At 36.8% G+C, this 25,872-nt stretch carries 26 protein-coding genes; 1 reads left to right on the forward strand and 25 read right to left on the reverse strand.

The features are described 5' to 3' along the window. Window positions 1-2 precede the first annotated feature (2 nt). From flgB to NSQ18_RS02665, 15 genes are all read right to left on the reverse strand, one after another. Window positions 3-395 (reverse strand): flagellar basal body rod protein FlgB, encoded by a 393-nt coding sequence (flgB, locus tag NSQ18_RS02595; protein WP_026018944.1) that lies wholly within the window; start codon window positions 393-395, stop codon window positions 3-5. 71 nt (window positions 396-466) lie between these two features. Continuing rightward, window positions 467-1,828, reverse strand: a complete 1,362-nt coding sequence (locus NSQ18_RS02600; RefSeq protein WP_096550531.1) for a transposase — start codon at window positions 1,826-1,828, stop codon at window positions 467-469. Between the two features lie 479 nt (window positions 1,829-2,307). Continuing rightward, a complete protein-coding gene (gene ltrA, locus NSQ18_RS02605; RefSeq protein WP_339289573.1) occupies window positions 2,308-3,570 on the reverse strand; it encodes a group II intron reverse transcriptase/maturase in 1,263 nt (420 codons plus the stop codon). Window positions 3,571-4,219: 649 nt separating this feature from the next. Further along, window positions 4,220-4,999 carry a GTP-sensing pleiotropic transcriptional regulator CodY gene (codY, locus tag NSQ18_RS02610; RefSeq protein WP_016837419.1) on the reverse strand — a complete coding sequence of 260 codons (780 nt, stop codon included), beginning with the start codon at window positions 4,997-4,999 and terminating at the stop codon, window positions 4,220-4,222. A 78-nt stretch (window positions 5,000-5,077) separates the two neighbouring features. After that, entirely contained in the window at window positions 5,078-6,466 is a 1,389-nt protein-coding gene (gene hslU, locus NSQ18_RS02615; protein ID WP_016837420.1) for an ATP-dependent protease ATPase subunit HslU, read from the reverse strand. Then, a complete protein-coding gene (gene hslV / locus NSQ18_RS02620) occupies window positions 6,466-7,002 on the reverse strand; it encodes an ATP-dependent protease subunit HslV (RefSeq protein ID WP_040764442.1) in 537 nt (178 codons plus the stop codon). The genes hslU and hslV overlap by 1 nt, the downstream gene beginning before the upstream one ends. A gap of 25 nt (window positions 7,003-7,027) precedes the next feature. Next, entirely contained in the window at window positions 7,028-7,927 is a 900-nt protein-coding gene (xerC, locus tag NSQ18_RS02625) for a tyrosine recombinase XerC (RefSeq protein ID WP_172597855.1), read from the reverse strand. 280 nt (window positions 7,928-8,207) lie between these two features. Beyond that, window positions 8,208-9,521 carry an FADH(2)-oxidizing methylenetetrahydrofolate--tRNA-(uracil(54)-C(5))-methyltransferase TrmFO gene (gene trmFO / locus NSQ18_RS02630; protein ID WP_339288873.1) on the reverse strand — a complete coding sequence of 438 codons (1,314 nt, stop codon included), beginning with the start codon at window positions 9,519-9,521 and terminating at the stop codon, window positions 8,208-8,210. Window positions 9,522-9,540: 19 nt separating this feature from the next. Then, the gene (gene topA, locus NSQ18_RS02635) at window positions 9,541-11,619 is read right to left on the reverse strand and encodes a type I DNA topoisomerase (protein WP_339288875.1); all 2,079 of its coding nucleotides are present in this window, start codon (window positions 11,617-11,619) and stop codon (window positions 9,541-9,543) included. A 108-nt stretch (window positions 11,620-11,727) separates the two neighbouring features. Then, on the reverse strand, window positions 11,728-12,609 hold the full coding sequence (dprA, locus tag NSQ18_RS02640) for a DNA-processing protein DprA (protein ID WP_232019921.1): 882 nt from the start codon (window positions 12,607-12,609) through the stop codon (window positions 11,728-11,730). A gap of 120 nt (window positions 12,610-12,729) precedes the next feature. After that, window positions 12,730-13,632: a succinate--CoA ligase subunit alpha gene (sucD, locus tag NSQ18_RS02645; protein ID WP_016837427.1), complete on the reverse strand. Its 903-nt coding sequence runs from the start codon at window positions 13,630-13,632 to the stop codon at window positions 12,730-12,732. Between the two features lie 18 nt (window positions 13,633-13,650). Further along, the gene (gene sucC, locus NSQ18_RS02650; protein ID WP_339288877.1) at window positions 13,651-14,811 is read right to left on the reverse strand and encodes an ADP-forming succinate--CoA ligase subunit beta; all 1,161 of its coding nucleotides are present in this window, start codon (window positions 14,809-14,811) and stop codon (window positions 13,651-13,653) included. A gap of 175 nt (window positions 14,812-14,986) precedes the next feature. Then, entirely contained in the window at window positions 14,987-15,262 is a 276-nt protein-coding gene (locus NSQ18_RS02655) for an EscU/YscU/HrcU family type III secretion system export apparatus switch protein (RefSeq protein WP_016837431.1), read from the reverse strand. Further along, window positions 15,259-17,115 (reverse strand): hypothetical protein, encoded by a 1,857-nt coding sequence (locus NSQ18_RS02660; RefSeq protein ID WP_339288879.1) that lies wholly within the window; start codon window positions 17,113-17,115, stop codon window positions 15,259-15,261. The genes NSQ18_RS02655 and NSQ18_RS02660 overlap by 4 nt, the downstream gene beginning before the upstream one ends. Further along, a complete protein-coding gene (locus NSQ18_RS02665; RefSeq protein WP_016837434.1) occupies window positions 17,112-17,891 on the reverse strand; it encodes a ribonuclease HII in 780 nt (259 codons plus the stop codon). Before NSQ18_RS02665 ends, NSQ18_RS02660 begins: the two co-directional genes overlap by 4 nt. 141 nt (window positions 17,892-18,032) lie before the next feature. On the opposite strand from NSQ18_RS02665, the gene NSQ18_RS02670 reads away from it, so the two are divergent. Then, window positions 18,033-18,518, forward strand: a complete 486-nt coding sequence (locus NSQ18_RS02670) for a PCYCGC motif-containing (lipo)protein (protein ID WP_016837435.1) — start codon at window positions 18,033-18,035, stop codon at window positions 18,516-18,518. A gap of 52 nt (window positions 18,519-18,570) precedes the next feature. Here NSQ18_RS02670 and ylqF read toward each other — a convergent pair whose 3' ends face one another. From ylqF to ftsY, 10 genes are all read right to left on the reverse strand, one after another. Further along, a complete protein-coding gene (gene ylqF, locus NSQ18_RS02675) occupies window positions 18,571-19,446 on the reverse strand; it encodes a ribosome biogenesis GTPase YlqF (RefSeq protein WP_016837436.1) in 876 nt (291 codons plus the stop codon). 54 nt (window positions 19,447-19,500) lie between these two features. Then, window positions 19,501-20,064, reverse strand: a complete 564-nt coding sequence (gene lepB, locus NSQ18_RS02680) for a signal peptidase I (protein WP_016837437.1) — start codon at window positions 20,062-20,064, stop codon at window positions 19,501-19,503. Window positions 20,065-20,171: 107 nt separating this feature from the next. Continuing rightward, window positions 20,172-20,516, reverse strand: a complete 345-nt coding sequence (gene rplS, locus NSQ18_RS02685; RefSeq protein WP_016837438.1) for a 50S ribosomal protein L19 — start codon at window positions 20,514-20,516, stop codon at window positions 20,172-20,174. Between the two features lie 194 nt (window positions 20,517-20,710). Continuing rightward, complete coding sequence (trmD, locus tag NSQ18_RS02690) at window positions 20,711-21,448, reverse strand: tRNA (guanosine(37)-N1)-methyltransferase TrmD (RefSeq protein ID WP_016837439.1); 738 nt, start codon at window positions 21,446-21,448, stop codon at window positions 20,711-20,713. Further along, window positions 21,445-21,966 carry a ribosome maturation factor RimM gene (gene rimM / locus NSQ18_RS02695; RefSeq protein WP_016837440.1) on the reverse strand — a complete coding sequence of 174 codons (522 nt, stop codon included), beginning with the start codon at window positions 21,964-21,966 and terminating at the stop codon, window positions 21,445-21,447. The genes trmD and rimM overlap by 4 nt, the downstream gene beginning before the upstream one ends. Window positions 21,967-22,106: 140 nt before the next feature. After that, entirely contained in the window at window positions 22,107-22,337 is a 231-nt protein-coding gene (locus NSQ18_RS02700; protein WP_016837441.1) for a KH domain-containing protein, read from the reverse strand. A 26-nt stretch (window positions 22,338-22,363) separates the two neighbouring features. Further along, the gene (rpsP, locus tag NSQ18_RS02705) at window positions 22,364-22,642 is read right to left on the reverse strand and encodes a 30S ribosomal protein S16 (RefSeq protein WP_016837442.1); all 279 of its coding nucleotides are present in this window, start codon (window positions 22,640-22,642) and stop codon (window positions 22,364-22,366) included. A 102-nt stretch (window positions 22,643-22,744) separates the two neighbouring features. Beyond that, the gene (gene ffh, locus NSQ18_RS02710; protein ID WP_016837443.1) at window positions 22,745-24,106 is read right to left on the reverse strand and encodes a signal recognition particle protein; all 1,362 of its coding nucleotides are present in this window, start codon (window positions 24,104-24,106) and stop codon (window positions 22,745-22,747) included. A gap of 12 nt (window positions 24,107-24,118) precedes the next feature. Continuing rightward, complete coding sequence (locus NSQ18_RS02715) at window positions 24,119-24,451, reverse strand: putative DNA-binding protein (RefSeq protein WP_016837444.1); 333 nt, start codon at window positions 24,449-24,451, stop codon at window positions 24,119-24,121. Between the two features lie 178 nt (window positions 24,452-24,629). Then, a complete protein-coding gene (ftsY, locus tag NSQ18_RS02720; RefSeq protein ID WP_016837445.1) occupies window positions 24,630-25,871 on the reverse strand; it encodes a signal recognition particle-docking protein FtsY in 1,242 nt (413 codons plus the stop codon). Window position 25,872 lies beyond the last annotated feature (1 nt).

A 25,872-nucleotide genomic window follows, 5' to 3' on the forward strand; every position in this document is an offset into this window, starting at 1 on the left:
TACTATTTCCCTCCTTTAATGACTGTATTTAATGTATTGAATTTACCGTTAATGCGATCAATCAAAGCATTGTAGTAAATCGTATTTTTCGCTAATTCTGCTTGTTCTTTATCCATATCTACACCGTTGCCGTTATGGCGATATTGAAAGTTTTCATAACTATAAACAACATGGGTAGATTGTTCAAAACTAAAATCATAATGTCTCTTATCTGATTTGTTCGCCCTAAGTTGTTTTTCATTTTCATCATTCAATAGTTTTTTAAATTTGACATCTTTTGCCTTGTAATTAGGCGTATCGACATTTGCAATGTTATGTGCAATAGTCTTATTTTTTAGCGATGCGTATTTTAAACCATGCTCTAAGTTACTTATTGTTCCTCCAAACAAGTTCAAACCGTTCACCTCGTTCTATTTCATTACAAAAATGACAAATTTCTTACTCAACACTAGTATTTATTATAAACTCAACTTTCGCACACAGATATTGTCAGACATCCCTTGATGTAATTGGGTAAAGACGCAATCCATTCTTGTACTTTACTTTTAAATAATTCCATGTTCAAACAAACATTAGCTTCTGCTAATGTTTGGAAGATCGCTAATAATTGATTCAATGCACTCTCTAGATTCATATCTTTTACATCTTCACATAATAGAAAAAAGAGATTTCCAATCGTTTTAGGATCGTTGTTTTGTCTACGCTCCCACTCTAAGAGTATAAAGCGAGTAAACACAATCGTTGTATGACTAATCAACAGATCATACGAACGACCTTGAAATTCTTTTGCTAGGTTAAGCAATGATTTGGTACACTTGAAAAATGTTTCGATGTCCCAGCGCATCCCGTAAATACGCACAATTTCTTCATCTGAAAGTGTGGTATCTGTACTCAAAATGGCTAACCATTCACTCTTTTTATTGCGGTTACGCACGAATACAATCTTGACTTGTCGTCCTTTTGCAAGATGAACATGGATCGAACCGAGTAGGTCTTTCTTTTCCATGGTACGCTTTGCTTTTTTAAAGAGTTCATCCAGAGTATGGGCTTCACCATCTATGAAATAACGTTGTTTTAGCTGCTTGACCATACCAATGACAAATAAACCTTTATCCGTGATTTTTTCAATCAAAGGCTCATGCGTAAACCAAGTATCCATTAACACATAATCAGCTGTAATTCCTGCATTTAAGGCATGATCCAATAAAGCAGAGACAACGCTTGGCTTATCTTGTTGTGCTTCAAGACGACGCTTGTAGCCGGAAGTGCGTTTATCAATGGATTCATCGACCCCGTTAAGTTGATTTTCCTTTTTCGCTGAACTCAATAAAGCAAAGTCTACAGGTAGAAAAGAATATCCATCAGACCAACCAAGAGTAAGCAACTGAAACCCCTTATAGAATCGTTTCTCTGTATGATCAAATACTCGTGAAAGAAGTTCAACAGACTTGCTTCGGTTGCGTGAAAAGAGTGAATCATCAACAATAAACACCTTCACTCTGTTGTTTGATGTAAGCTTTTTTATACGTCCAGTAAGATCTTGACATAAGGAAAGTAAAAAAGTTCGCCAAGCATAAGTAGATGAATTTAGAAAACGGTAGATTGTATCTTTTTTAGGTAAGTCCACGGCTTTCTTACTTTGAAGTGCTTGAAACCAATTTTTATATTGGAAAACAAGCAAAAAAATAAGACGGAAAATAGATAAGCATGAATAACCAAATCCCTTAGTAATTCTCGCTTTTCTCAAATGTTTGCCTATATTTAATTCAGAAAATCTTCGTTCAAGTTCTTTTGGTAGTTGTGCAAAAGTATCTTTTTTCGTTATCATAATGATGACACCTTCTTTGGTATTTGGTTTGATCACCATAATTTTACCAAAAGATAGGTGTCTTTTTCTTTTAAAAAAATAAAATCAATAAAAAACAAGAGAAATAATGAAAGACGATATAAAACAGTCATATCAAGAGTTGCAATAAGATATTACTCTGCGAAAGTTGAGTTATAAATAAGATAATTCACAGTGTCTATCGTCTTTTGGCACTTTTTCATAGTCTATCTGAATCAATTTTTCATGCCAAGTTTTTCAAAAAGTTCACATTTCGATAACAAAAGTTTCAATTCGACAAAATTTTTGACTTTGCAATTCCCAAAAGTTACTATCAGCTATCACTTAATTGATAAAAAAGTACTACAATTATATAAAACTATTCCCTTAATGAAATTATTAAAAGGAATCGAGTAGGAGGGAGCGATTAACTCCCGTCCTCTCACACCACCGTACGTACGGTTCCGTATACGGCGGTTCAATTAAGATAATTGACGCAAGTTTTCATAACGAGCTTCAAGACTTTTCAGCCCTTGGTTTCTCCAATAGGAGTTACCAAGGGTTCTGTGTAATATTGGACTATTTGAAATACGCCAATAACTCTTCCGAGTATTTCCCCATTCATACGCTTGCCATTGTGGTACGCCAAGTTGAATAAGGTTGCGTATCTTTGTTTTCGGTTTCTTCCAGTTCTTCCATAGACACATTCGAAGTCTTCTACGAATCCATTTATCTAATTCAAGGAATATAGATTTGGTGTCTGCTAACGCAAAATATCCACACCATCCCATTAGATATTGATTCAGTTTCTGAATGCGGTATTCCATCGGGTAGGGCATCTTGCGTGATGTGATTTCACGAACTTTATTCTTCATTCGTTTAAGGCTTTCTTTTGCGATACGAACCTTTGGCTCTTTATGATAGGTATAGCTAAATCCTAGAAACTTACGTTTCCATGGACGGTCGACCGCTGATTTCTTTTCATTTACTTTCAGTCGTAGTTTTCCTTCAATAAATCGCTGGATACTTGCCATTGTGCGAAGTCCTGCTCGTTTACTTTTCACGTAAATGTTACAGTCATCCGCATATCGAACGAATTTGTGTCCTCTTCTTTCCAATTCTTTATCTAGTTCATCTAGTACAATGTTAGATAGTAGCGGACTTAATGGTCCTCCTTGTGGAGTTCCTTCTAATGTGCTTGACACCACACCATTAATCATGACTCCCGATTGTAAATACTTACGAATCAATTTCAGTAATGGTTTATCTTGGATTCTCTTCGCGAGTGTACCCATTAATCTGTCATGGTTGACCTTATCAAAGAATTTCTCCAAGTCCATATCTACAACCCATCGATGTCCATCTCTTATATATTCTTTCGCTTTCCTCACCGCATCATGGGCACTTCGGTTTGGTCTAAATCCGTAGCTGTTTTCAGAGAATGTAGGGTCATACACTTTTGAAAGTACTTGGGCGATTGCTTGTTGAATCAAACGGTCTGTTACGGTAGGGATTCCTAGTAAACGAACACCGCCGTCAGGTTTCGGGATTTCGACTCTGCGGACTGGCATTGGTTCATAAGTTCCCTTGAGAGTTGCCTCCTTAATAGATAGCCAGTTTTCGACTATGTGCTGTCGTAGGTTTTGTACGGGCGTCATATCTACTCCGTGGCTTCCTTTATTCTGTTCTACACGTTTTAGTGCTTGAAGCATGTTCTCCCGTGACAGGATTTGATTCAAAAGCATCGTTATTCTCCTTCCGTGAATAGCTGTTCTCTTTATGCCAGTGGTCACTCCACCCTCCAAGAGGTCTCCCACGGGATTCACCGCTTCCTTCCTCAAGTGAGGTACTACGTTTTCTGTGTTCATCATGACTCACTGAATGCCAAGGGCTATTCTCTCTTAATTGTTCGGTCCTTCTTAGTAGTTCTAAACCAACTAATACTATGACCTCTGCTGACTTCTGACGGTTCAGCTACTTATCACTAAGTAGGTTATGAAGCGTACTTCACCTATCCGCCAGACCTCCCCGGGTAAGTACATGCACTTTCACACCATCTATCCGCCTCATCTACTCGATATGACCTTCGACAGAAAGAGCTTTGTTTTGTTTTGCAAACTCACTCAATCATACCTAGCCTTATATGAGGTTCGTGTTCCTCGGACCGGTGTTTTGCCTCCAGCTTCCTTCAGATTCCGCGTCACCACGGACACCCTTTCGTTGAGCTAACCTCTACTTCTGTCTTCGGGGTTCGGGACTTACACCCTATAGTTCATGTACATGCCGGGCGCACAAATAAAAAGGTCTCATTAATAATGAGACCTTTTTAATAGTTGTAGTTATTACACAACAATATTGTTATGAATTCATTATTCTAGTATAGGAAGAACTTGCTTATTTCATTTTAATTTCAGCTAAAGCCGTCAAAAACTTATCATTTAATACTTTAATATATGTTCCTTTCATGCCGAGAGATCTTGATTCAATTACTCCTGCAGACTCAAGTTTACGTAATGCGTTAACGATTACTGAACGCGTAATACCAACACGATCAGCAATTTTAGATGCAACGAGTAAACCTTCATTTCCATCTAGTTCCTCAAAAATATGTTCAATTGCTTCTAATTCACTATAAGAAAGGGAGTTGATAGCCATTTGCACGACTGCTTTACTGCGAGCTTCTTCCTCAATTTCTTCAGCTTTTTCACGCAAAATTTCCATGCCGACTACCGTCGCACCATACTCTGCTAAAATTAAATCATCGTCACCGAATCGTTCCTCTAAACGCCCTAAAATCAACGTACCTAAACGTTCACCACCGCCGATAATAGGCACAATTGTCGTTAAACCATTTTTGAAAATATCGCGGTTTTCAATAGGGAAAATTGTATAATCACTATTGATATCAATATTTGAAGATGTTTCATTGATGTCTTTCAGACTATTTGTATATTCTTCAGGGAATTGACGTTCTTCTAACATTTTTTTCATTCTGTCATTCTCGATTTTTTGATGAATGGAAATCCCCAATAATTTCCCTTTTCGACTAACAATAAATACATTACTATCAATCGTTTCACCTAATGTATCTGCCATCTCTTTGAAATTAACTGGTTTTCCAGCTGTTTTTTGCAACAATGCGTTAATTTTTCTAGTTTTTGTTAATAAATCCATATTAATTGCCTCCTAGGGTTACATTGTTCAATTATTATCGTAGAAAATGCTTTATACTTATTTGCTAAAGTATTCATGTTAAAGGATAAATTGTGACAAATCCTTGTTCTTTGAAATTTCACCAAGTTTTTTGTCTACATATGAACGAGTGATTTGAATATGTGTTGGAGCAATTTCAGGTGCTTCGTAAGATAACTCCTCCAATAATCGCTCCATAATCGTATGCAATCTACGTGCACCAATATTATCCGTTTCTTGATTTACTTCCGTTGCAATTTCCGCAATGCGTTCAATTGCATCATCAGAAAAATCAATAGATACGCCTTCAGTTTCAAGCAAGGCTCTATATTGTAAAATAAGAGATTGATCAGGTTCTTTTAGAATCCGAACAAAGTCTTCTTTTGTTAACTTATCCAACTCTACTCGAATCGGGAAACGACCTTGTAACTCTGGAATTAAATCACTCGGCTTCGACATATGGAAAGCTCCTGCAGCAATAAAGAGCATATAATCCGTTTTAACAGGTCCATATTTTGTCGTCACTGTTGATCCTTCTACAATTGGGAGAATATCTCTTTGTACTCCTTCACGCGAAACATCCGCAGACGAATGCTGACCTCTGCTTGCAATTTTATCAATTTCGTCGATAAAGATTATTCCAGATTGTTCTGCACGTTTAATCGCTTCTTGCGCTAGCTCTTCGGAATCGATTAATTTGTTCGCCTCTTCGATTGCTAATACCCGACGAGCATCTTTCACTTTCATGCGACGCTTTTTCGTTTTTTTCGGCACAAGACTTGATAACATATCTTGCATACCGCTAGAGCCTAGTTCAGGCATTCCCGGAATCATCATGTCTAGAAATGCTGTATTTTGTTCAGTCACTTCTACAGTTACCCATTCGTCTTCCAGTTTACCTGCTAATAAGTCTTCCTTTACTTTAGAACGTTTTAATCGAATTTCAGTTTCTTCTTGAGAATCCGTTTGGCTTTCCGTTTTTTGTCCACCAAATAAAAGTTCAAATGGATTTTGCGTCATTTTTGACTTAGATTTAGAAGGAACAAGCAATTTTACTAACACTTCATTAGCCTGTTGTTCTGCTTGATCTTTAACTTTTTCCATCATCTCTTCTTTCACAAGTCTTCTGGAAGCTTCAACAAGATCCCGAACCATCGATTCCACATCTCGGCCAACATAGCCCACTTCGGTAAACTTTGTTGCTTCAACTTTGACAAACGGAGCATTTGTTAACTTAGCTATTCTTCTTGCTATTTCCGTTTTACCGACACCGGTAGGACCAATCATCAATATATTTTTTGGAATCACTTCACTTTTTAGTTCATCGCTAAGAAGCGATCTCCGGTATCTATTTCTTAATGCAATCGCTACTGCCCGTTTTGCAGCATCTTGACCAACAATATATCGGTTTAATTGTTCTACAATTTGTCTTGGCGTAAGTGTCGTCATCAGTTTAGCGCCTCCACAATAATGTTATGATTTGTATAAACGCAAATATCGGCTGCAATTGTTAGGGCCGCCTTTGCAATTTCTTCCGCTGTCATATGCTGCCCCGCATGTTGCTTTAAAGCTCTCCCTGCTGCAAGAGCATAGTTTCCTCCAGAGCCGATTGCAAGTATTCCATCATCTGGCTCAATTACTTCGCCAGTACCGGAAATAAGAAGCAACGTGTTTTTGTCCATGACAAGTAATAGTGCCTCTAATTGTCGGAGCATCTTATCTCCACGCCATTGTTTCGCTACTTCAACAGCTGCTCGTTGCAGATTGCCGCTATATTCATTCAATTTGGATTCAAACATTTCAAACAGCGTAAACGCATCAGCAACAGAACCCGCAAATCCCGCTAATACTTGCCCGTTAAATAATTTTCTCACTTTTCTAGCTGTATGCTTCATAACGACGGAATTCCCTAATGTAACTTGCCCATCTCCTGCCATTGCACATTTGCCATTATGATGAATGGCAAAAATCGTAGTAGCGTGCATTTCCAATTTTTATTCCTCCCTACCATTATGCTCTTGGATGCGACTTCATATAAGTACTTCGAAGGTGTTCCTTCGTCACGTGTGTATAAATTTGAGTGGAGGATAAATTCGCATGTCCTAGCAATTCTTGAACTGTACGTAAATCTGCCCCATTATTCAATAAATGCGTCGCAAAGGTATGTCTTAACATGTGAGGATAAATTTTCGTATGCATACAAGCATTTTGAATCATTTCATTTAAAATATAATGGACACCACGAGCAGTAAGTTCGCCTCCACGCATATTCACGAATAACCTGTTGTGCTTATTATTTTTCATAATCAATGGTCTTGCTTCATTGATATATTTTATTAAAGCATCATGAGCATATTGCCCAAATGGAACAATTCTTTCTTTCCTCCCTTTTCCCATCACCCGAAGAATGGAATAATGAAAATCGATATCGTCTAATTCAATCGATGTACACTCACTTACACGAATTCCTGTAGCATATAGTAATTCAAGTAGCGCCATATTGCGTAGTGATTTTAAATCGTCGCCTGCATTTGCTTCAAATAACTGTGCAAGTTCATCTTCATAAAAAAAATTGGGTAGTAATTTTTCTTTTTTCGGATGATATAAAGATAGAAAAGGCGAAAGGTCAATCCCATAATCTCGATTTAGAAAACGAAAAAATGTGCGAATGGAGGAAATTTTTCTAGAAACTGTTGTACGAGACAGTTTTTCTTCATATAGTTTGGTCACAAACAACCTTGCATGTATATACTCCACTTCGCGTAAATCGTCAACTCCTTCTGCTCTTAAAAAGGTAAGGAATTGGGTAATGTCTCGTTCATATTCCTTTACCGTATGAACAGAAAAATTTTTTTCCAATTGAATTACTCGGAGAAACTCATCCAAAGCTTTTGTTGGTTGAATATTCAACTTGGGTCACCTCTATTTCGAAGTACCATGAAGAAAATTGCGGCATTTAGGGCATATTTTTCGTCATTTCTTTATTGGAACACATACAGTGAAAACATCCATTCTCGACTGTATACCGAACTTCGAGATATATCAAGCAAAAAATCAGTAATTTTGTAAAAAATCAGTTTCCCTTCACAAATTGTTAAAAATTTAACCTTTTTTATCCACGTTTATTCAAAGATGATGACATAAATAATAGCCTCTAAACATTATATCAACATTTAGAGGCTAAAATCAATTATATAGTTTGAGTATTCATAAAATTCCGAATTGTTTCAATTGCTCGCTCAGCATGTTTTAATGCTCGTTCTTGCTTAGATTTTATTCGTTCACCTAATTCCGGGAAGATACCAAAGTTAACGTTCATCGGTTGGAAGTTGTTTGGATCTGCTTCAGTAATATAGCGGGCCATGCTACCTAACGCCGTTTCAATTGGGAATTCAATCGGTTCTTTCCCAAGTGCCAAGCGGGCTGCATTCACTCCCGCAATAAGTCCGCTTCCAGCCGATTCAACATAGCCTTCCACTCCCGTCATTTGACCAGCAAAGAATAAATTAGAACGAGATTTCAATTGATAAGTTTTCTTTAATACTTTCGGTGAATTAATGAATGTGTTACGATGCATTACCCCGTAGCGAACAATCTCTACATTCTCTAAACCAGGAATTAATCGAAATACTTCTTTTTGCGCTCCCCATTTTAAATGAGTTTGGAATCCAACAATGTTATATAATGTGCCAGCTGCATTGTCTTGTCGTAGTTGTACAACCGCATATGGACGTTCGCCAGTTCTTGGATCTTCCAATCCGACTGGTTTTAAAGGACCAAATAATAATGTTTTCGGTCCACGCTTTGCCATCACTTCAATCGGCATACAACCTTCAAAGTAAATTTCCTTTTCAAATTCTTTCAATTCGACTACTTCTGCATTTACTAAAGCATCATAAAATCGTTCAAACTCTTCCTTTGTCATTGGACAGTTTAAATATGCAGCTTCTCCTTTATCATAACGTGATTTTAAATACACTTTATCCATATTGATGCTATCTTTTTCAACAATTGGGGCAGCAGCATCATAGAAGTAGAGATAATCTTCACCTGTCAATTGTTGAATTTTCTTAGCCAAAGTTTCAGAAGTTAATGGTCCAGTTGCGATTACCGTAATGCCTTCAGGTATTTCCGTTACTTCTTCATTAACTACTTCAACAAGAGGATGATTTTTTAATTGTTCTGTAATAAATCCAGAAAATTCATGGCGATCGACTGCGAGAGCGCCTCCTGCTGGAAGGCTAGCCTGGTCAGCAGCTTTAATAACTAATGAGTTCATCATTCTCATTTCTTCTTTTATTACTCCAACTGCGTTTGTAAGCGCATTCGCTCGCAATGAATTGGAACAAACTAATTCTGCAAATTTGTCTGTATGATGAGCTGGTGTTTGTTTTACAGGTCTCATTTCATAAAGTTTTACTTTTACACCACGGCTTACAATCTGCCATGCCGCTTCGCTTCCTGCTAGTCCTGCACCAATTACATTTACTACTTGTTCTGTCATAATTATCATCTTCCTAACTTCATTGTGTTGGTTGTTCTTCGTAGTCACAATTTGTACATTGTACTTGAATACCTTTTTTCACTTTTTTCTCAACTAATAATGAACTACATTTTGGACAAGGTCTGCTGATCGGTTTATCCCATGAGACAAAATCGCATTCAGGATAATTTTCACAACCGTAAAAAATGCGTTTCGTTTTACTTTTTCTCTCCACAATTTCTCCAGTTTTACATTTTGGACATGTTACGCCGATTGGTTTTGTAATCGTCTTTGTATTTCGACATTCTGGGAAATTGGAACAAGCCATAAATTTTCCATAACGGCCTAATTTAAATACCATTGGTGCTCCGCATTTTTCACAATCTTCTCCAGCAGGCTCATCTTTAATTTCGATTTTTTCAATCGCTTCATCAGCATGCTTTACATGTTTTTCAAATTCTTTATAGAAATTATCGATAATTTGAATCCAATCAGTTTTTCCTTCTTCAATTTTATCTAAATCAGCTTCCATTTTCGCGGTAAATTCAATATCGATAATTTCCGGGAAAAACTCCATCATCAATGAATGGACAATTTCTCCAAGCTCCGTCGGGACAAAACGTTTATTATCAAGTTGCACATAACCACGTCTTTGGATGACGTCCACAGTCGGAGCATAGGTGGATGGTCTTCCTATTCCAAGTTCCTCCAATTCTTTCACAAGTCTGGCTTCCGTATAGCGTGGAGGTGGTTGTGTAAAGTGTTGCTTTGGAATGATTTCAACTGATTTGATTTTGTCTCCAACGTGCAACTCTGGAAGTATTTTGGTTGTTTCTTCCGTTTGATCGTCAGTTCCTTCAATGTATACTTTCATAAATCCTGAAAATTTCAGTTGAGATCCATTTGCTCGGAAAATACAGCCAGAATTTTTTAATTCTACAGATACTGTATCTAGAATAGCTGGAGCCATCTGACTTGCTACAAATCGGTCCCAAATGAGACGATACAGACGCAATTGATCACGAGTTAATACATCTTTCAATTGGTCTGGTGTTCTTAACACGCTTGTTGGTCGAATCGCTTCGTGAGCATCTTGAGCATTTGTTTGTTTTTTCGCCTTTGGAATTTCTTCAGAGACATATTCTTTGCCATATTTATCGTGAATATATTGAATTGCTTCTGCTTTTGCAGCATCCGAAATACGTGTGGAATCGGTACGCATATACGTAATTAAACCGATCGTACCCTCATCTTTACCAATATCAATACCCTCGTAAAGTTGCTGAGCAATCATCATTGTTTTCTTTGCTCGGAAGTTCAATTTTCGCGCCGCTTCTTGTTGAAGTGATGAAGTTGTAAACGCTGGAGCAGGATTTCTTTTTCTCTCTTTCTTTGTCACATTTACAACTTCAAATTCGGATCCCTCTATTTTTTTTAAAATTTCTTCCACTTGTTGTTGATTTGTGAGCTTTACTTTTTCCTTTTCATCTCCATAGTAAAGCGCTTCAAATTTCTTTTTATTCTTTTCAAATTTTCCTTCAATTGTCCAGTATTCTTCTGGAACGAAATGTTTAATTTCATTTTCTCTATCGATAATCAACCGCATTGCAACGGACTGAACACGTCCTGCGGATAATCCTTTTTTCACTTTTCGCCACAAAATTGGGCTTATGTTATAACCAACAAGCCTGTCTAATACTCTGCGAGCCTGTTGAGCATCCACAAGATGCTTATTAATTGGACGCGGATGTTTAAAAGATTCTAACACCGCATCTTTTGTAATCTCGTTAAATACTACTCGACAATCGCTTTCAGTATCGATATTTAAAGCTTTTGCTAAATGATATGCGATCGCTTCTCCTTCGCGGTCAGGGTCGGCTGCAAGATACACTTTTTTTGCCTTTTTCGCAGCTGTTTTTAACTCTTGTAATATAGGCCCTTTTCCACGAATGGTGATATATTTAGGTTTATAATTATCTTCCGTATCAATCCCCATTTGGCTCTTCGGAAGATCAATTACATGTCCAATGGATGCTTTTACTTTATATTTTTTTCCTAAATATCGTTCAATGGTTTTCGCTTTCGCTGGTGATTCTACTATCACTAAATAGTCTGCCATCTTCAACTTCCTCCTCACTAGAGGCACCTTTATATATTTTTAAAGAAATTCCTGTTGCAAAATGTATAACAGTTTGACTAATAATGCAACTTTTTTTCAATATATTTCCTAAAAAAACAAATTTAATTCATCTAAAATTTGTTGACCGTTCCATACAGGAATTGCTCCTTCTCTTAACAATCGATTCGTTCCCTCTGAAAGTTTTGAATCAATAGGGCCTGGTACTACAAATATATCTTTTCCATGTTCTAAAGCATGATCTGTAGTAATTAACGTACCGCTTTTCACCGCAGCTTCTGTTACTACAATCGCTTCACTAATACCACTTATAATACGATTCCTGAGTGGAAAATGCCACCTTTTGGGACCAACATAGGGTGGAAATTCCGTTACCAATAAGTGTTGATTAGCCATTATCGTCGCTAATTTCTTATTTTCTTTAGGATAAATATGAAATAATCCATTCCCTAATATACCAATCGTTTTCCCGCCGTATCGAATAGTTGCCTCATGAGCCATTCTATCTGCACCTTTTGCCAATCCACTAACGACAACTATATCCTTTTCAATTAAAGGTGGAACAATCGACTCCAGCGCTTTCACAGTATATTGTGTAGCCATTCTAGAACCGATAATAGCAATTTTTCTTCTAGTTAATAAAGATAGATCCCCTTTCGCATAAAGCACAGTAGGTGAATCGACTAATGTAAGTAAAGATAGGGGATAATTTGGATCGGTATAAGGAATTACATGTATTCCTTCATGATTATATGCATCAAGCAAATTTTTCTTTAACATTCTCTTATAATTAGTTAGGATTTTTTCTGCTTTTTCCGATGAAATTTGGAGAATGGACGTTAATTTTGTAGGCGATAAAAATTGCAGTTCATGAAGGGAGGAAATTTCATCTAATAATTTGTGAAATTGATTTAGTGGAAGTGGGTAAACATAGTGGAAGGTAATCAACTCATCAATTGAAAATGAGCTCACATTACCCCTCCTATAGTAGAACATATCCTTTTCGTGACCGCACAAAGAATTGTCCAAAAAATATTATAAAATAAAGAAATGAAAAAGTGTAACGCAAATAGATGCGCTACACTCTTTATATTAATGGGTTTTACATTTTTCGTATAGCCCTTTTTCTTTTAATACTTTAATTAATGTTTCACCAATTACAGACGGTGTTGGAGCGATTTCAATTCCCGCATCATTCATCGCCTTAACTTTTTCCGCTGCTGTACCTTTACCGCCAGAAATAATCGCACCAGCATGTCCCATTCGTTTTCCTGGAGGTGCTGTTTGACCTGCGATAAATCCTACAACCGGTTTTTTCATATTTTCTTTAATCCATGCTGCTGCTTCTTCTTCAGCTGTACCACCAATTTCACCAATCATCACAACTGCGTATGTTTCCGGATCTTCATTGAATTCTTTTAATACATCTACAAAGTTTGTACCGTTAACTGGGTCACCGCCAATTCCCACAGCAGTTGTTTGGCCAATACCAGCATCTGATAATTGAAGTACTGCTTCATATGTTAAAGTACCAGAGCGGGATACTAAACCAACATGACCTTTTTTCAAAATATATCCAGGCATAATACCGATTTTACATTCTTCAGCTGTCACGAGTCCAGGGCAGTTTGGACCTAGTAAGCGCGTTTTCTTCCCTTCCATAAAACGCTTAACTTTCACCATGTCTAATACTGGAATATGTTCCGTAATACAGCATGTAAATTCTAATTCAGCTTCTACCGCTTCCATAATCGCATCAGCAGCAAATGGCGCCGGTACGAAAATAACAGAAGCATTCGCTCCTGTAGCTGCTTTTGCCTCAGCTACCGTATTAAATACAGGTACTCCTTCGATTACTTGTCCACCTTTACCAGGTGTTACCCCTGCTACGATTTTTGTACCGTACTCCAACATTTGTTTTGTATGGAATAAAGCTGTTTCACCAGTAATACCTTGAACAATTACTTTCGTATCTTTATTTACATAAATCGCCATTGTTCTCCCCAGCCTTTCTTACCTTACGAGTTCTATAATTTTTTGTGCACCTTCAGCCATTGAAGTCGTTCCGATAATATTTAATCCAGATTTATTTAGTATTTCTTTACCAAGAGCAGAGTTTGTTCCTTCTAAACGAACAACTAACGGAACATTTAAACCAATTTGCTTCGCTGCTGCTACTACACCTTCAGCGATGACATCACATTTCATAATGCCTCCGAAAATATTTACAAAAATACCTTTTACGTTCGGATCAGAAAGAATAATTTTAAACGCTTCTGTTACTTTTTCCGTATTTGCACCGCCACCAACGTCTAAGAAGTTGGCTGGAGAGCCTCCATAATAGCTGATTGTATCCATTGTTGCCATCGCAAGACCTGCACCATTAACAAGACATCCGATATTTCCGTCTAATGATACATAGTTTAAATCGTACTTTGATGCTTGAATTTCTTTTGGATCTTCTTCATCAAAGTCACGTAATTCAACGATATCAGGATGGCGATAAAGAGCATTTGCATCAAAGTTAAATTTCGCATCTAACGCCATAATTTTATCGTCTTCTGTTAGCACAAGTGGATTGATTTCAAGAATAGAAGCATCTTTTTCCACAAAAGCAGTGTATAATCCAATCATGAGTTTAGCAGCTTGATTTACTAACTTTGGTGGAATTTCCATATTAAATGCTAATCTTCTTGCTTGGAATGGTAATAATCCTGTTATCGGATCAATTACTTCTTTAAAGATTTTTTCAGGTGATTTTTCTGCTACTTCTTCAATCTCCATTCCACCTTCTGCTGAACCCATAACAGTAATGCGCGAAGTGGATCTATCCAAAATAAAACTGATATAGTACTCTTTTTTAATTTCGCAACCTTCTTCAATATAAAGGCGTTTTACTTCCTTACCTTGTGGACCTGTTTGATGCGTAACTAAAATTTTTCCTAATAAATCCTTCGCATATGCACGAACTTCATCCAAATTTTTGGCTACTTTTACCCCGCCGGCTTTCCCACGTCCACCAGCATGGATTTGAGCCTTCACCACTGTGATATTTGATCCAAGTTCTTTTGCAACTTTAACTGCTTCATCCGGTGAAAAAGCAACTTTTCCGTTTGGAACTGCTACACCATAATTCCTAAGAATTTCCTTACCTTGATATTCATGGATATTCATTTGCCATCCTCCAATTCACCAATTTGGGAAATAGTTTGTTACCAATACTATTTTAATCAAACAGTAACCCATTGTCTATGTTCGCATTTTTTTCGTATTTTTCTTAATTTTCGACATATTTTTCTACTTCGCGTAAAATAAGCATTTTTGCTTTTACAATACTACAATAGTCATGTTAAGAATGTGAAGAAACTTTTCGATCTAATCGATAAATAAAAGCAAATACTTCTGCCACTGCTTCATATAAGTCCTGTGGTATCGACTCGTTTAAATCGAGTTGTCCCAGCAATTCTACTAGGCTGGGATCTTCATATATAGGTACATCGAATTCTTGCGCTTTTTGCAGGATATTTTCTGCAATTTTCCCTTTACCTTTCGCAATCACTTTTGGACTATTTTCATCAGGATTATACATAAGGGCAACTGCTTCTTTTCTTTTTTCCGAATTCATACGCGAATATCCACTCCCCTTTGTACTGCCCCTCTGTCATTCAATTTTTCAATATTTTTCTCAAGATTTTTTTGCAAAGTTTTTTTATAAGGTTTAATCATTACGCCGGATAAATGATAGTTTTTTTCTTCAAGGCCCACTTTTAAAGCTTTTTTTAACGGCTCAGCTAGTACATCTAACCCTTCCAGTTCATTGTACACATAAATCGAAACAATTCGGTTCTGCACCTGCATATCAATCACCGTTTCTTTTAATACTTCCATATTTAGATAAAATAAAATCCGAGCATAGTTGGAATCAATTTTTCCATCTTTTTTCATTCTTCCATTCCATTGAATGGTCGCATCTACGTGCTTTCCTAAAAATTGCAATGGAAGTTGCATAATTATTTGATGTTGATGACCTGTTTCTCCAGAAAGCAGTTGCATTCCATTTAATCGGGCTAACACCATCTCAGCACTATTCTTCAATTCTGCAGATGCGTTCTCATCTTGAATAAGGGACAATAATTGGGGTTTTATAGATTGGATGAGGTTTGTAACATCCTCTCCTTTGTTCAGTGCAGCTTCATAACTTAAACCAAGCCTTATTAATATGTGTTGAATAGCTTTTTGTATCCCTTGACTGTTCAACGATGACTCCAAAATTGCTTGAGATTCCGCCATCATAACTTGTGTAGATGGCTCTTTAGATGCTTGAAAAGCTTTTGCCATTTGAATAAATTCCATGTCGCTCTTTATAGTCATTTCCTGTTTTAGTAGTGACAATAAATGCTCCTTCGGCGAAATTCCATCTTCGTTTAAAAATAATCGATTTACTGCTTGTTCTGAAAAGGCTTTTAACAATTGGACATGGAGTTGTTTAGCCAATTGTTCAACATGATTAGTGTTTTCGAAGGATTTGAGCAATTCAAGAATGGTATTTTTCTGTTGTTCTGTAAGCGTTACTTCCCCTTTAATCCAATGGGTAATCTGTTGAATTGTATGAGCAATTGAAACAGTTGAACTTGATTGCAACTGTCGGACAAAGAATCCTGCTGTTTCATTGCGAGAAGAGAGCGTTGCGGTGTTCAACCAATTATTAAGTGTTGCATCTTTTGGTAAAATATTTGCTTCTTTTAAAATATTTAACGCTTCAAGTTGCTTTGTTTCTTGTCCATCACTTTGTAGAAGAATTTGCACAGAGCGTGCAATCATCGTTCCCGCTGTTTCTGCTTCGAAAGGTTTGGCAATGGACTGCAACGCATTTAGTAAATTTTCTTTTATTTGAGGTGAAATTAAGTGATTTTGTTGCAATAATTGGGTAAGTTGTTCAAGGTTATTGGAAATGCCACTTGTTTTCGAACCGAGTAGTAGCGCCTTAAATGTTACTTCCGAAAAAGGAATTTTCAATTCCATCATCTTTTGCAATGTTTGTAATGCTTCTTGCTTTGTTACTCCGTCAGGTAAATTTTTCAACCATATGTCCGATTGCAATAATTGTTCCTTAACAATAGGAAGCTGATGTTTGATGAAATGCGTCAACAGTTGCTGCATTTCAGGAGACTTCGGCAAATGCAATGTTTCAATCAATTGTTGCACATTTACAAATTCCTTCGTCATTGGCCCTGTAACCACTTTTAACTCCGTCTGGGGGGAAGTGCTCATCACTTGGAAAAAATGCGAATCTCCCACTTTTAAAGGCGTTTCCAGCTTTGCTATGAGACGATGCTCGCCAATTTGGATTTCCGCCATTTGATTTGGATATAATTGTTTAATCTTTCCATGGAATACTTGTCCTTGTTTCAACACAAGAGGATTTATTTGTGCGGACACTTGTTGTTGTTGAATCGGTTGAAAGGAAGGAATTGTCATATCATCACCTTCTTCTCTAGCATTGTTTTAATTGGTTCAAATGATTTGCGATGATGAATGGTTGGCCCAAATTGTTCAATTGCTTCTAAATGTTGCTTTGTGCCATAACCAGCATGCTGATCAAATCCGTATTGAGGATATTCTTTATGTAACTTTTCCATATATAAATCCCGTTCGTGTTTAGCTAATATCGATGCCGCTCCAATCGCAAGACTTTTCGCATCGCCTTTTATTATATTTTTTTGAGGTATATCAATCGGGACTGTAACTGCATCTACAATGCAAAAATCTGGGCGTATTTTTAAACTTTCAACACACATTTTCATCGATTGTTTTGTTGCTTCTAAAATATTCATCTCATCAATGATTTCCGCGCTCTGAAAATGTATTGAATAATCAAGAGCATGCTTTTTAATTAACTCAGCAAATTCTGCGCGTTTCTTTTTGGATAGTTGTTTTGAATCATTCACTCCAACAAGTTCTGGACAATCTTTTGGTAAAATGACTGCGCAAGTGACAACTGGTCCAGCTAGAGGACCTCTTCCCGCCTCATCTATTCCAGCTAAATAGGCATCTTCAAAGGGAAGAAAACTTGCATCAAATGCTTGCTTTTGACGAAATTGTTCAAGCATTTTCTCCTGATTTTCTAATCTCTTTTTAAACTGTAAAAAAGCTTTTTTTACTCCCGCTCTTTCGTCATATTCAAGTTCCTTCATCCATGGCTCATATGTAGACGCACTTTTTAATGCTTCTGTTATTTCCTTAATTGTTTTCATACTTGCTTTCTCCTAATATTTTTATTTTATATCGGCTTAAATGAATTTCTTATAAGATTGACTAGAGTGATTCCACTCATGTTGTACTTTATCATAAATTCATTCTATAATGAGGGTGGAATATGCTGTGGAGGAAAAGAAATGAAAAAAATATACATATTGCTCTCTCTTCTTTTTATACTGAGCGCTTGCAAAGGCGAAACAACTCAACAAGAAGTTCACAGTGATACAAGCCATATTCATCACAATCCATTGTCGGGAGATTTACAAGAACTAACCTCTATTAATGAATTACCTTCTTTTTTACAAGAAAAACATGAAAACATAACGACTGTATACAAAATCGCATTCGAACATGCCGATGTGTTGCAATGGATTCCTTGTTATTGCGGTTGTGGAGAATCAGCTGGCCACCGAAGCAGTTTAAATTGCTTCGTTGCTGAAATTCGCGACGAACAAGTTCTGTGGGATGACCATGGAACTCGCTGTCTCGTTTGTATGGAAATTGCAGTTGAATCTGCAAAGCTCTCAAATGATGGAAAATCCATTAAAGAAATTCGAAAATATATTGATGAAAAATATCAAGAGGGCTTTTCGAAACCAACTCCGACTGAAATGCCTGCATAAAATTAAACCATCCATAAAGTTTCTCGATGGGACTTTTGGATGGTTTTTTCATCTAATTGTGAACAAGTTCTTTTTTTAATTCTTCATCAACAAAATCAAAAGTTAATTTCCCTAATTCTAAATTGCGAATATCGCGTACAATCAATTCTGATACTTTATCATAGTCAATTGTACCACCAGGACCTAATACATTGCGCAATTTTCCGATATGGTCATAAGTCTTTACGATATCTTCATCTACTGAACTAATACCATAGCGTTCATTCATTCGCTCAGGATAATGGGTAGATAAAAAATTCAACGCATAAGTTGCTAAATCTTCCATATTGAGGATTGTATCTTTAATTGCTCCCGTTAAAGCCAGTTTTAAACCTACCTCTTTATCTTCGAATTTTGGCCATAAAATTCCTGGCGTATCTAATAATTCTAATTCTTTTCCAACTTTAACCCATTGCTGGGCTTTCGTGACCCCCGGAGTATTACCAGTCTTGGCTATGTTTTTTTTGGCTAGACGATTGATTAAAGTTGATTTTCCTACGTTCGGAATCCCTACAATCATCGCTCGAATGGCGCGGGGTTTCATCCCTTTTGCTTTCATGCGAGCCCATTTTTCTGCTAATATTTGTTGAGCAGCTTTTGTGACCTGGTTTAGTCCTTTCCCTTCAAAGGAGTTGATGGCGATTGCCGTTAATCCTTTATTTGAAAAATATTCAACCCATTTTTTCGTCTCTGTTTCATCAGCCATGTCTGCTTTATTTAATAATATCAATCGAGGTTTTTGGTTAATGACTTCATCAATCATTGGATTTCTTGAAGATAATGGCAATCGGGCATCAACTAATTCAAAGACAATATCAACAAGTTTTAAATGTTCTTGAACTTGTCGTTTTGCTTTTGCCATATGCCCTGGAAACCATTGAATTGTCATTATTATTCCTCCTTCAGTCAAAAAAGAAAAGGAGTGTTCATCTACTCCTCTTTTTTATTTCACAATTTTTATTTCACTTAAAGGCCAAAAGACTACGCTTGTACTGCCAATGATTTCATCTTCACTGACGACTCCGATGTGGCGGCTATCCTTGCTGAATCGTCGGTTATCCCCCATTACAAATACATAACCTTCCGGAATTACGTCAAGGCTTGGATCAATATCTTGGAGGGTAAAATCTTGCGTTAATTGACCTTCTGAGAGTTGTGATTTATATTCATCTAAATATGGTTCATCGATGGGTTCACCGTTAATATACAACTGGTCATCTTTATATTCAATATGTTCACCAGGCAATCCAATAACTCTTTTGATATAGTCTTTGCCTTCTGGTGCATGGAATACAACAATGTCAAACCGCTTTGGTTCACCTAATCGATATCCGATTTTATTGACGATCATCTTGTCGCCATCTTTTAGCGTTGGCATCATCGATTCTCCATCTACCACAATAGGAGTAAATAAAAAGTAACGAATAACTACAGCAATGAGGAGAGCAATGATTAACGCTTTTGTCCATTCCCAAATCTCGTTTTTTTCTTTTTTTACTTTTTCCACGAGAGCATTCCCCCAAATCTACTATCTACATTTTATTTCATTCTTATTCTTTATGACAAGCAAAAGAAAGGAGGCTTTTTAAAACAAAGCCCCCTTTAGTAGAATGATTATCGAATTTCTTTAATACGTGCTGCTTTACCACGTAAATTACGTAAGTAGTAAAGTTTTGCACGGCGCACTTTACCGCGACGAACAACTTCTAATTTTGCAATTTTTGGTGTGTGAACAGGGAAAGTACGTTCAACCCCTACACCGTAAGAAATTTTACGCACTGTAAATGTTTCGCTAATTCCACCACCGCGACGTTTAATTACTACGCCTTCGAATACTTGGATACGTTCACGGTTACCTTCTTGAATACGAACGTGTACGCGAACTGTATCACCAGGGCGGAATTCAGGAAGATCTGTGCGAAGTTGTTCTTTTGTAATTTCTGCAATAATATTTGACATGTTTATTCTCTCCTTATACCGAATGTTCATATAGTCTTATTCACTACAGCGGAACACCGTAATTAAAGCTTCTCATAGAAGCACAGATTGAATATTATCATACTTTAAATCAACGTGCAAGGAAAATTCTAATCACGAATCAATAATCAACTAAAAGGGACTGTTTATTCATATTGATTATTTTTATAAAATATTCATGATTTTTCATTTTTTCTTTTTAAAGTTTCAAGATATTCCAGTTGTTTTGGTGTTAGTTCAATATTTTTCAATAAGTCAGGTCTTCGCTCAAAAGTGCGCTTGATTGATTGTTCCATACGCCATTCTTCAATTTTTTGATGATTTCCTGACAATAGCACATCTGGAACTTTCATTCCTCTAAATTCTTGGGGTCTTGTGTAATGCGGGTGTTCTAACAGCCCTGTAGAAAATGAATCATGAATATGTGAAGCTTCTTGTCCCAATACTCCAGGAATTAAGCGAACAACCGAATCAATAATCGCCATTGCCGGTATTTCTCCACCAGTCAATACAAAATCCCCAATGGATATTTCATCGGTTACAAGATGCTCTCGAATACGTTCATCATATCCTTCGTAATGTCCACAAATAAAAACAAGTTCCTCTTCTTCCGCCAATTCTTCCGCTTTCGACTGAGTGAAACGTTCTCCCTGTGGACACATGAGAATAACGCGAGGATTACGGCCTTCAGTAATCGATTCAACCGCATGAAACACTGGCTCAGGCTTCAACACCATGCCAGCTCCCCCACCATAAGGATAATCGTCTACCTGTTTATGTTTGTTGTCGCTGTAATCACGAATATTGGTTACTTGAATATCGACGATTCCTTTTTCTTGGGCTTTTTTTAAGATGGATGAACCGAACACACCATCAAACATTTCAGGAAATAAGGTAAGCACATGTATTTTCATGATAATAATCCTTCCATCACATGAATGGTAATTCGTTTATTGTCAACATCAATATCTTTAACTACATCTTCAATGTAAGGGATATAATGTTTTTTCCCTTTTCCGTCTTTTAATTCCCAAACATCGTTAGCGCCAGTTTCTAAAATATTTGTGATTTCCCCTAAGAGTTCTCCTTCTTCTGAATAAACTTGGCAGCCAATGATTTCAAAATAATAATATTCGTTTTCGCCTAATTCGTCTTCTTTTAATTGGTCTTTTGAAATTTTTAATACACTGTTTTTAAATGGTTCTACTTGATTGATGTTATAATATCCTTCAAATGTTAACAAAATAAAGTTTTTATGTCTCCGGGCATTTTCTACTGTCACCCAGATTGGTTCTGCATTATCACTTTTAAAAATAGCAAGTTGCGATCCTTTTTTGAAACGAATATCTTCAAAATCTGTGGAAGAAATGACGCGCACCTCTCCACGAATGCCGTGTGTATTGACAATGCGACCCACATTTAACCATTCCATCAAACGACACCTCTTTAAATTGAAGTTTTCTAATTAACTGGCTTTTCTCCAACCAGTTCATCATGGTACACGATATAGTTTGATTAACCTAGGAAGATTTTATATGTATAAAAAAGGGGCTGAAGTAGCCCCTTTTTGCATTAGTCCAATATATCGACGTAAGTTTTTTTCTTTTGGTGACCGCTAGCTGAATAAACAATAGTACGAATCGCCTTCGCAACACGACCTTGTTTACCAATCACTTTTCCTCGATCCTCTGGATTGACAAAAAGTTTATAAACAATGCGACTAGCATTTTCATCTTTTTCAACGCGAACGTCTTCGGGATAATCAACTAGTGGTTTGACAATTGTTTCAATCAGCTTTTGCATGCGGACACCTCCTAGATACTTTTCAATTAAGCATTTTTATTGAATTTTAAATTGTGGAATTTTTCCATAATTCCTTGTTGTGAGAACAAGTTACGTACTGTATCAGATGGTTTCGCACCATTTGCTAACCATTTAAGAGCTTTCTCTTCATCGATATTGATTGTTGCTGGAACAGTTAGAGGATTGTAAGTACCAACTGTTTCAATTGAACGTCCGTCACGTGGAGAACGAGAATCAGCAACTACGATACGATAGAAAGGAGATTTTTTAGCTCCCATACGTTTTAAACGAATTTTTACTGCCATGTTTATTGCACCTCCGAATTAGTTTCACACAAGATAGAATAATATCAGTGTTTGATTTGTTTGTAAAGTGTTTTTTCTTAACAGTTCATTTTTTCTTTTATATTAAAATTTAAATAATGAATCGAATCCAGGAAGTTTCATTTTCTTCTTGCCTTTTCCTTGTGCCATGCTCGTCATTTGCTTCATCATTTTTTTCATATCTTCAAATTGTTTTAATAATCGGTTGACATCCTGAATGGACGTACCAGAACCGTTTGCGATTCTCTTTTTACGGCTAGCATTGATGATTTCTGGACGCTCTCTTTCTTCAGGCGTCATGGAATAAATAATAGCCTCCAGGCGATCGATTTGTTTTTCGTCGATTTGAATATTATTTAAACCTTTTATTTTATTGGCACCTGGAAGCATTTTTAATAAGTCTTCCAACGGTCCCATTTTTCGGACAGCTTTAATTTGTTCTACAAAATCATCGAAAGTAAAGCTTTGCGTTTTAAACTTTTCTTCCAATTCTTTCGCTTTTTCTAAATCCACATTTGCCTGTGCTTTTTCAATTAGCGATAGGACGTCGCCCATCCCTAGTATACGAGAAGCCATACGTTCTGGATGGAAAGGCTCTAAAGCGTCCATCTTCTCACCCATACCAACAAATTTTATTGGCTTTTCTGTCACAGCACGAATCGATAAAGCAGCACCACCGCGTGTATCTCCATCTAATTTTGTTAAGATGACGCCTGAGATGCCAATTGCATCATTGAAACTTTGAGCAACATTAACTGCATCTTGTCCGGTCATGGCATCAACAACTAAAAATACTTCGTCTGGTTCTTTAATGGCCCGAATATTTTTTAATTCGTCCATCAGTTCTTCATCGATATGTAATCGACCAGCTGTATCGATAATGACCACGTCATAATGTTCTTTTTTTGCATGTTCGATTGCTTCTTCCGCAATTTTCACAGGAGAAACATCCGCACCAAGAGAAAACACAGGAATCGAAAGTTGTTTTCCTAATGTTTCTAATTGTTTAATAGCTGCTGGACGATATATATCGGCAGCAACTAAAAGCGGTTTACGGTTGTATTTCTTCCTTAAAACATTTGCAAGTTTTCCGGAAGTCGTAGTTTTACCAGCACCTTGCAAACCTACCATCATAATGACTGTTGGAGGCTTTGTATTAAATTTAATTTGACTCTGTTCTCCACCCATCAACTCAGTCAATTCATCTTTTACAATCTTAATGACTTGTTGACCAGGTGTTAAACTTTTCATAACTTCAACGCCGACTGCTCTTTCACTTACTTTTTTTACAAAGTCTTTTACAACTTTTAAATTTACGTCGGCTTCAATCAATGCAAGGCGCACTTCCCGCATCATTTGTTTTACATCTGCTTCAGTAACTTTTCCCTTGCCTTTAATTTTTTGGATTGTGCTTTGGAGTCGTTCTGATAATCCTTCAAATGCCAAACTTTTCGCCTCCTAATCCGTTTCTTTTAATTGATCTATTAACTTTAATTGTTCTTCAATAGAGGCATTGCCTTTGATTGCAGCGGCTAGCTTTTCAATCGTTTGCTGACGCTTTTGAAACTTTTCAAATAACTTTAGTTTTTCTTCATATTCTTCAAGCATTGCTTCAGTGCGACGGATATTATCGTATACAGCTTGTCGAGAAACTTTGTAGCTTTCTGCAATTTCACCTAAGGAAAGATCATCTAAATAATATAGTTCCATATATGCCCGCTGTTTATCCGTTAACAAAGCTTGATAAAAATCGAAGAGAAAATTCATCCGCGTCGTTTTTTCAAGTAACATCGAATGTCTCTCCATTCATATTTTTTCTACTGTATCATATCGGTTTTACTTATAAGTGTCAAGTAAATTCCCTTTAACACTGATAATATACACGAATCGGAAATGTTATTGCTAGCGCCATTAAGTATTTGAGCCTGGCCAAAAATTTTTGGTCAGGCTCCTTTTCAAATATCTCTTCTTATTGTTCAGCTTTTTTCAATTCTTGGTCTAATGAATCAGCAAATAATCCGTATACATATCGTTCCGCATCAAATGGTTGTAGGTCATCAATTTTTTCACCTAAACCAACGAATTTAACCGGAATATTTAATTTGTTACGAATTGCTAAGACAATACCACCTTTTGCTGTACCATCCAATTTTGTTAATACAATCCCCGTCACATTTGTCGCTTCTTTAAATGTTTGAGCTTGAATTAACGCATTTTGACCCGTTGTCGCATCTAACGCAAGCAACACTTCATGTGGGGCGTTTGGAATTTCACGAGAAATAACGCGATGCACTTTTTCTAGTTCCTTCATTAAGTTCACTTTATTTTGCAAACGGCCAGCTGTGTCACAAATCAACACATCAACACCGCGCTTTTTCGCAGCATTTATAGCATCATAAATTACCGCAGCGGGATCTGAGCCTTCTGATTGTTTAATTACTTCGCAGCCAACTCGATCGCCCCAAACTTGAAGCTGTTCTATGGCACCAGCACGGAACGTATCACCAGCAGCAAGCATCACTTTTTTTCCTTGATTTTTCAAACGATGAGCAAGTTTACCAATTGTCGTTGTTTTCCCTACACCATTTACACCCACAAATAAAATAACTGTTAGCTCACCATTTGGTTGCAAATTAAGTTCAGAAATGCCTTCCTCGCCCTTTTCATAAATTTCCACTAATTTTTCACAAATAATTTCATAAATGCCATCTGTATCTTTTATATTTTTTCGTTGTACTTCAAAGCGGAGTTCGTCCATTAATTCCATAACTGTTTCAAAACCTACATCCGCTTGCAATAATATTTCTTCTAATTCTTCAAAGAATTCTTCGTCTACCTTGCGATAACGTGCAATTAAATCGTTCACTTTAGAAGTAAACGTATCACGGGTTTTTGCAAGACCCATTTTAAATTTTTGAGTGATCGACCATGCGGAAGGCTTCTTCTCCTCTTCCTTTTCATCCTCTTGTTGAACCGTTTCAACGTCGTCACCAAGAGTTTCTTCCGCTTTTTCGCTGTCATCAGAAAAAGTTTCTTCAGTTTCTATCGTTTCATTTTTTTCTTCTATTACTTCTTTTGATGTTTCTCCCACATCATCAGCTTCATTTTGAACATCTTCGTTTTGTTCAGCCGTTTCCTCAACCGTGTCCTGCTGTAATTTTTCTTCTGATTTTCCACTTAATTTTTCCTTCAAACGTTTAAAAAAGCTCATA

It is taken from the genome of Ureibacillus sp. FSL K6-0786 (genome assembly GCF_037965165.1).
Taxonomy (GTDB): Bacteria; Bacillota; Bacilli; order Bacillales_A; family Planococcaceae; genus Ureibacillus; species Ureibacillus thermosphaericus.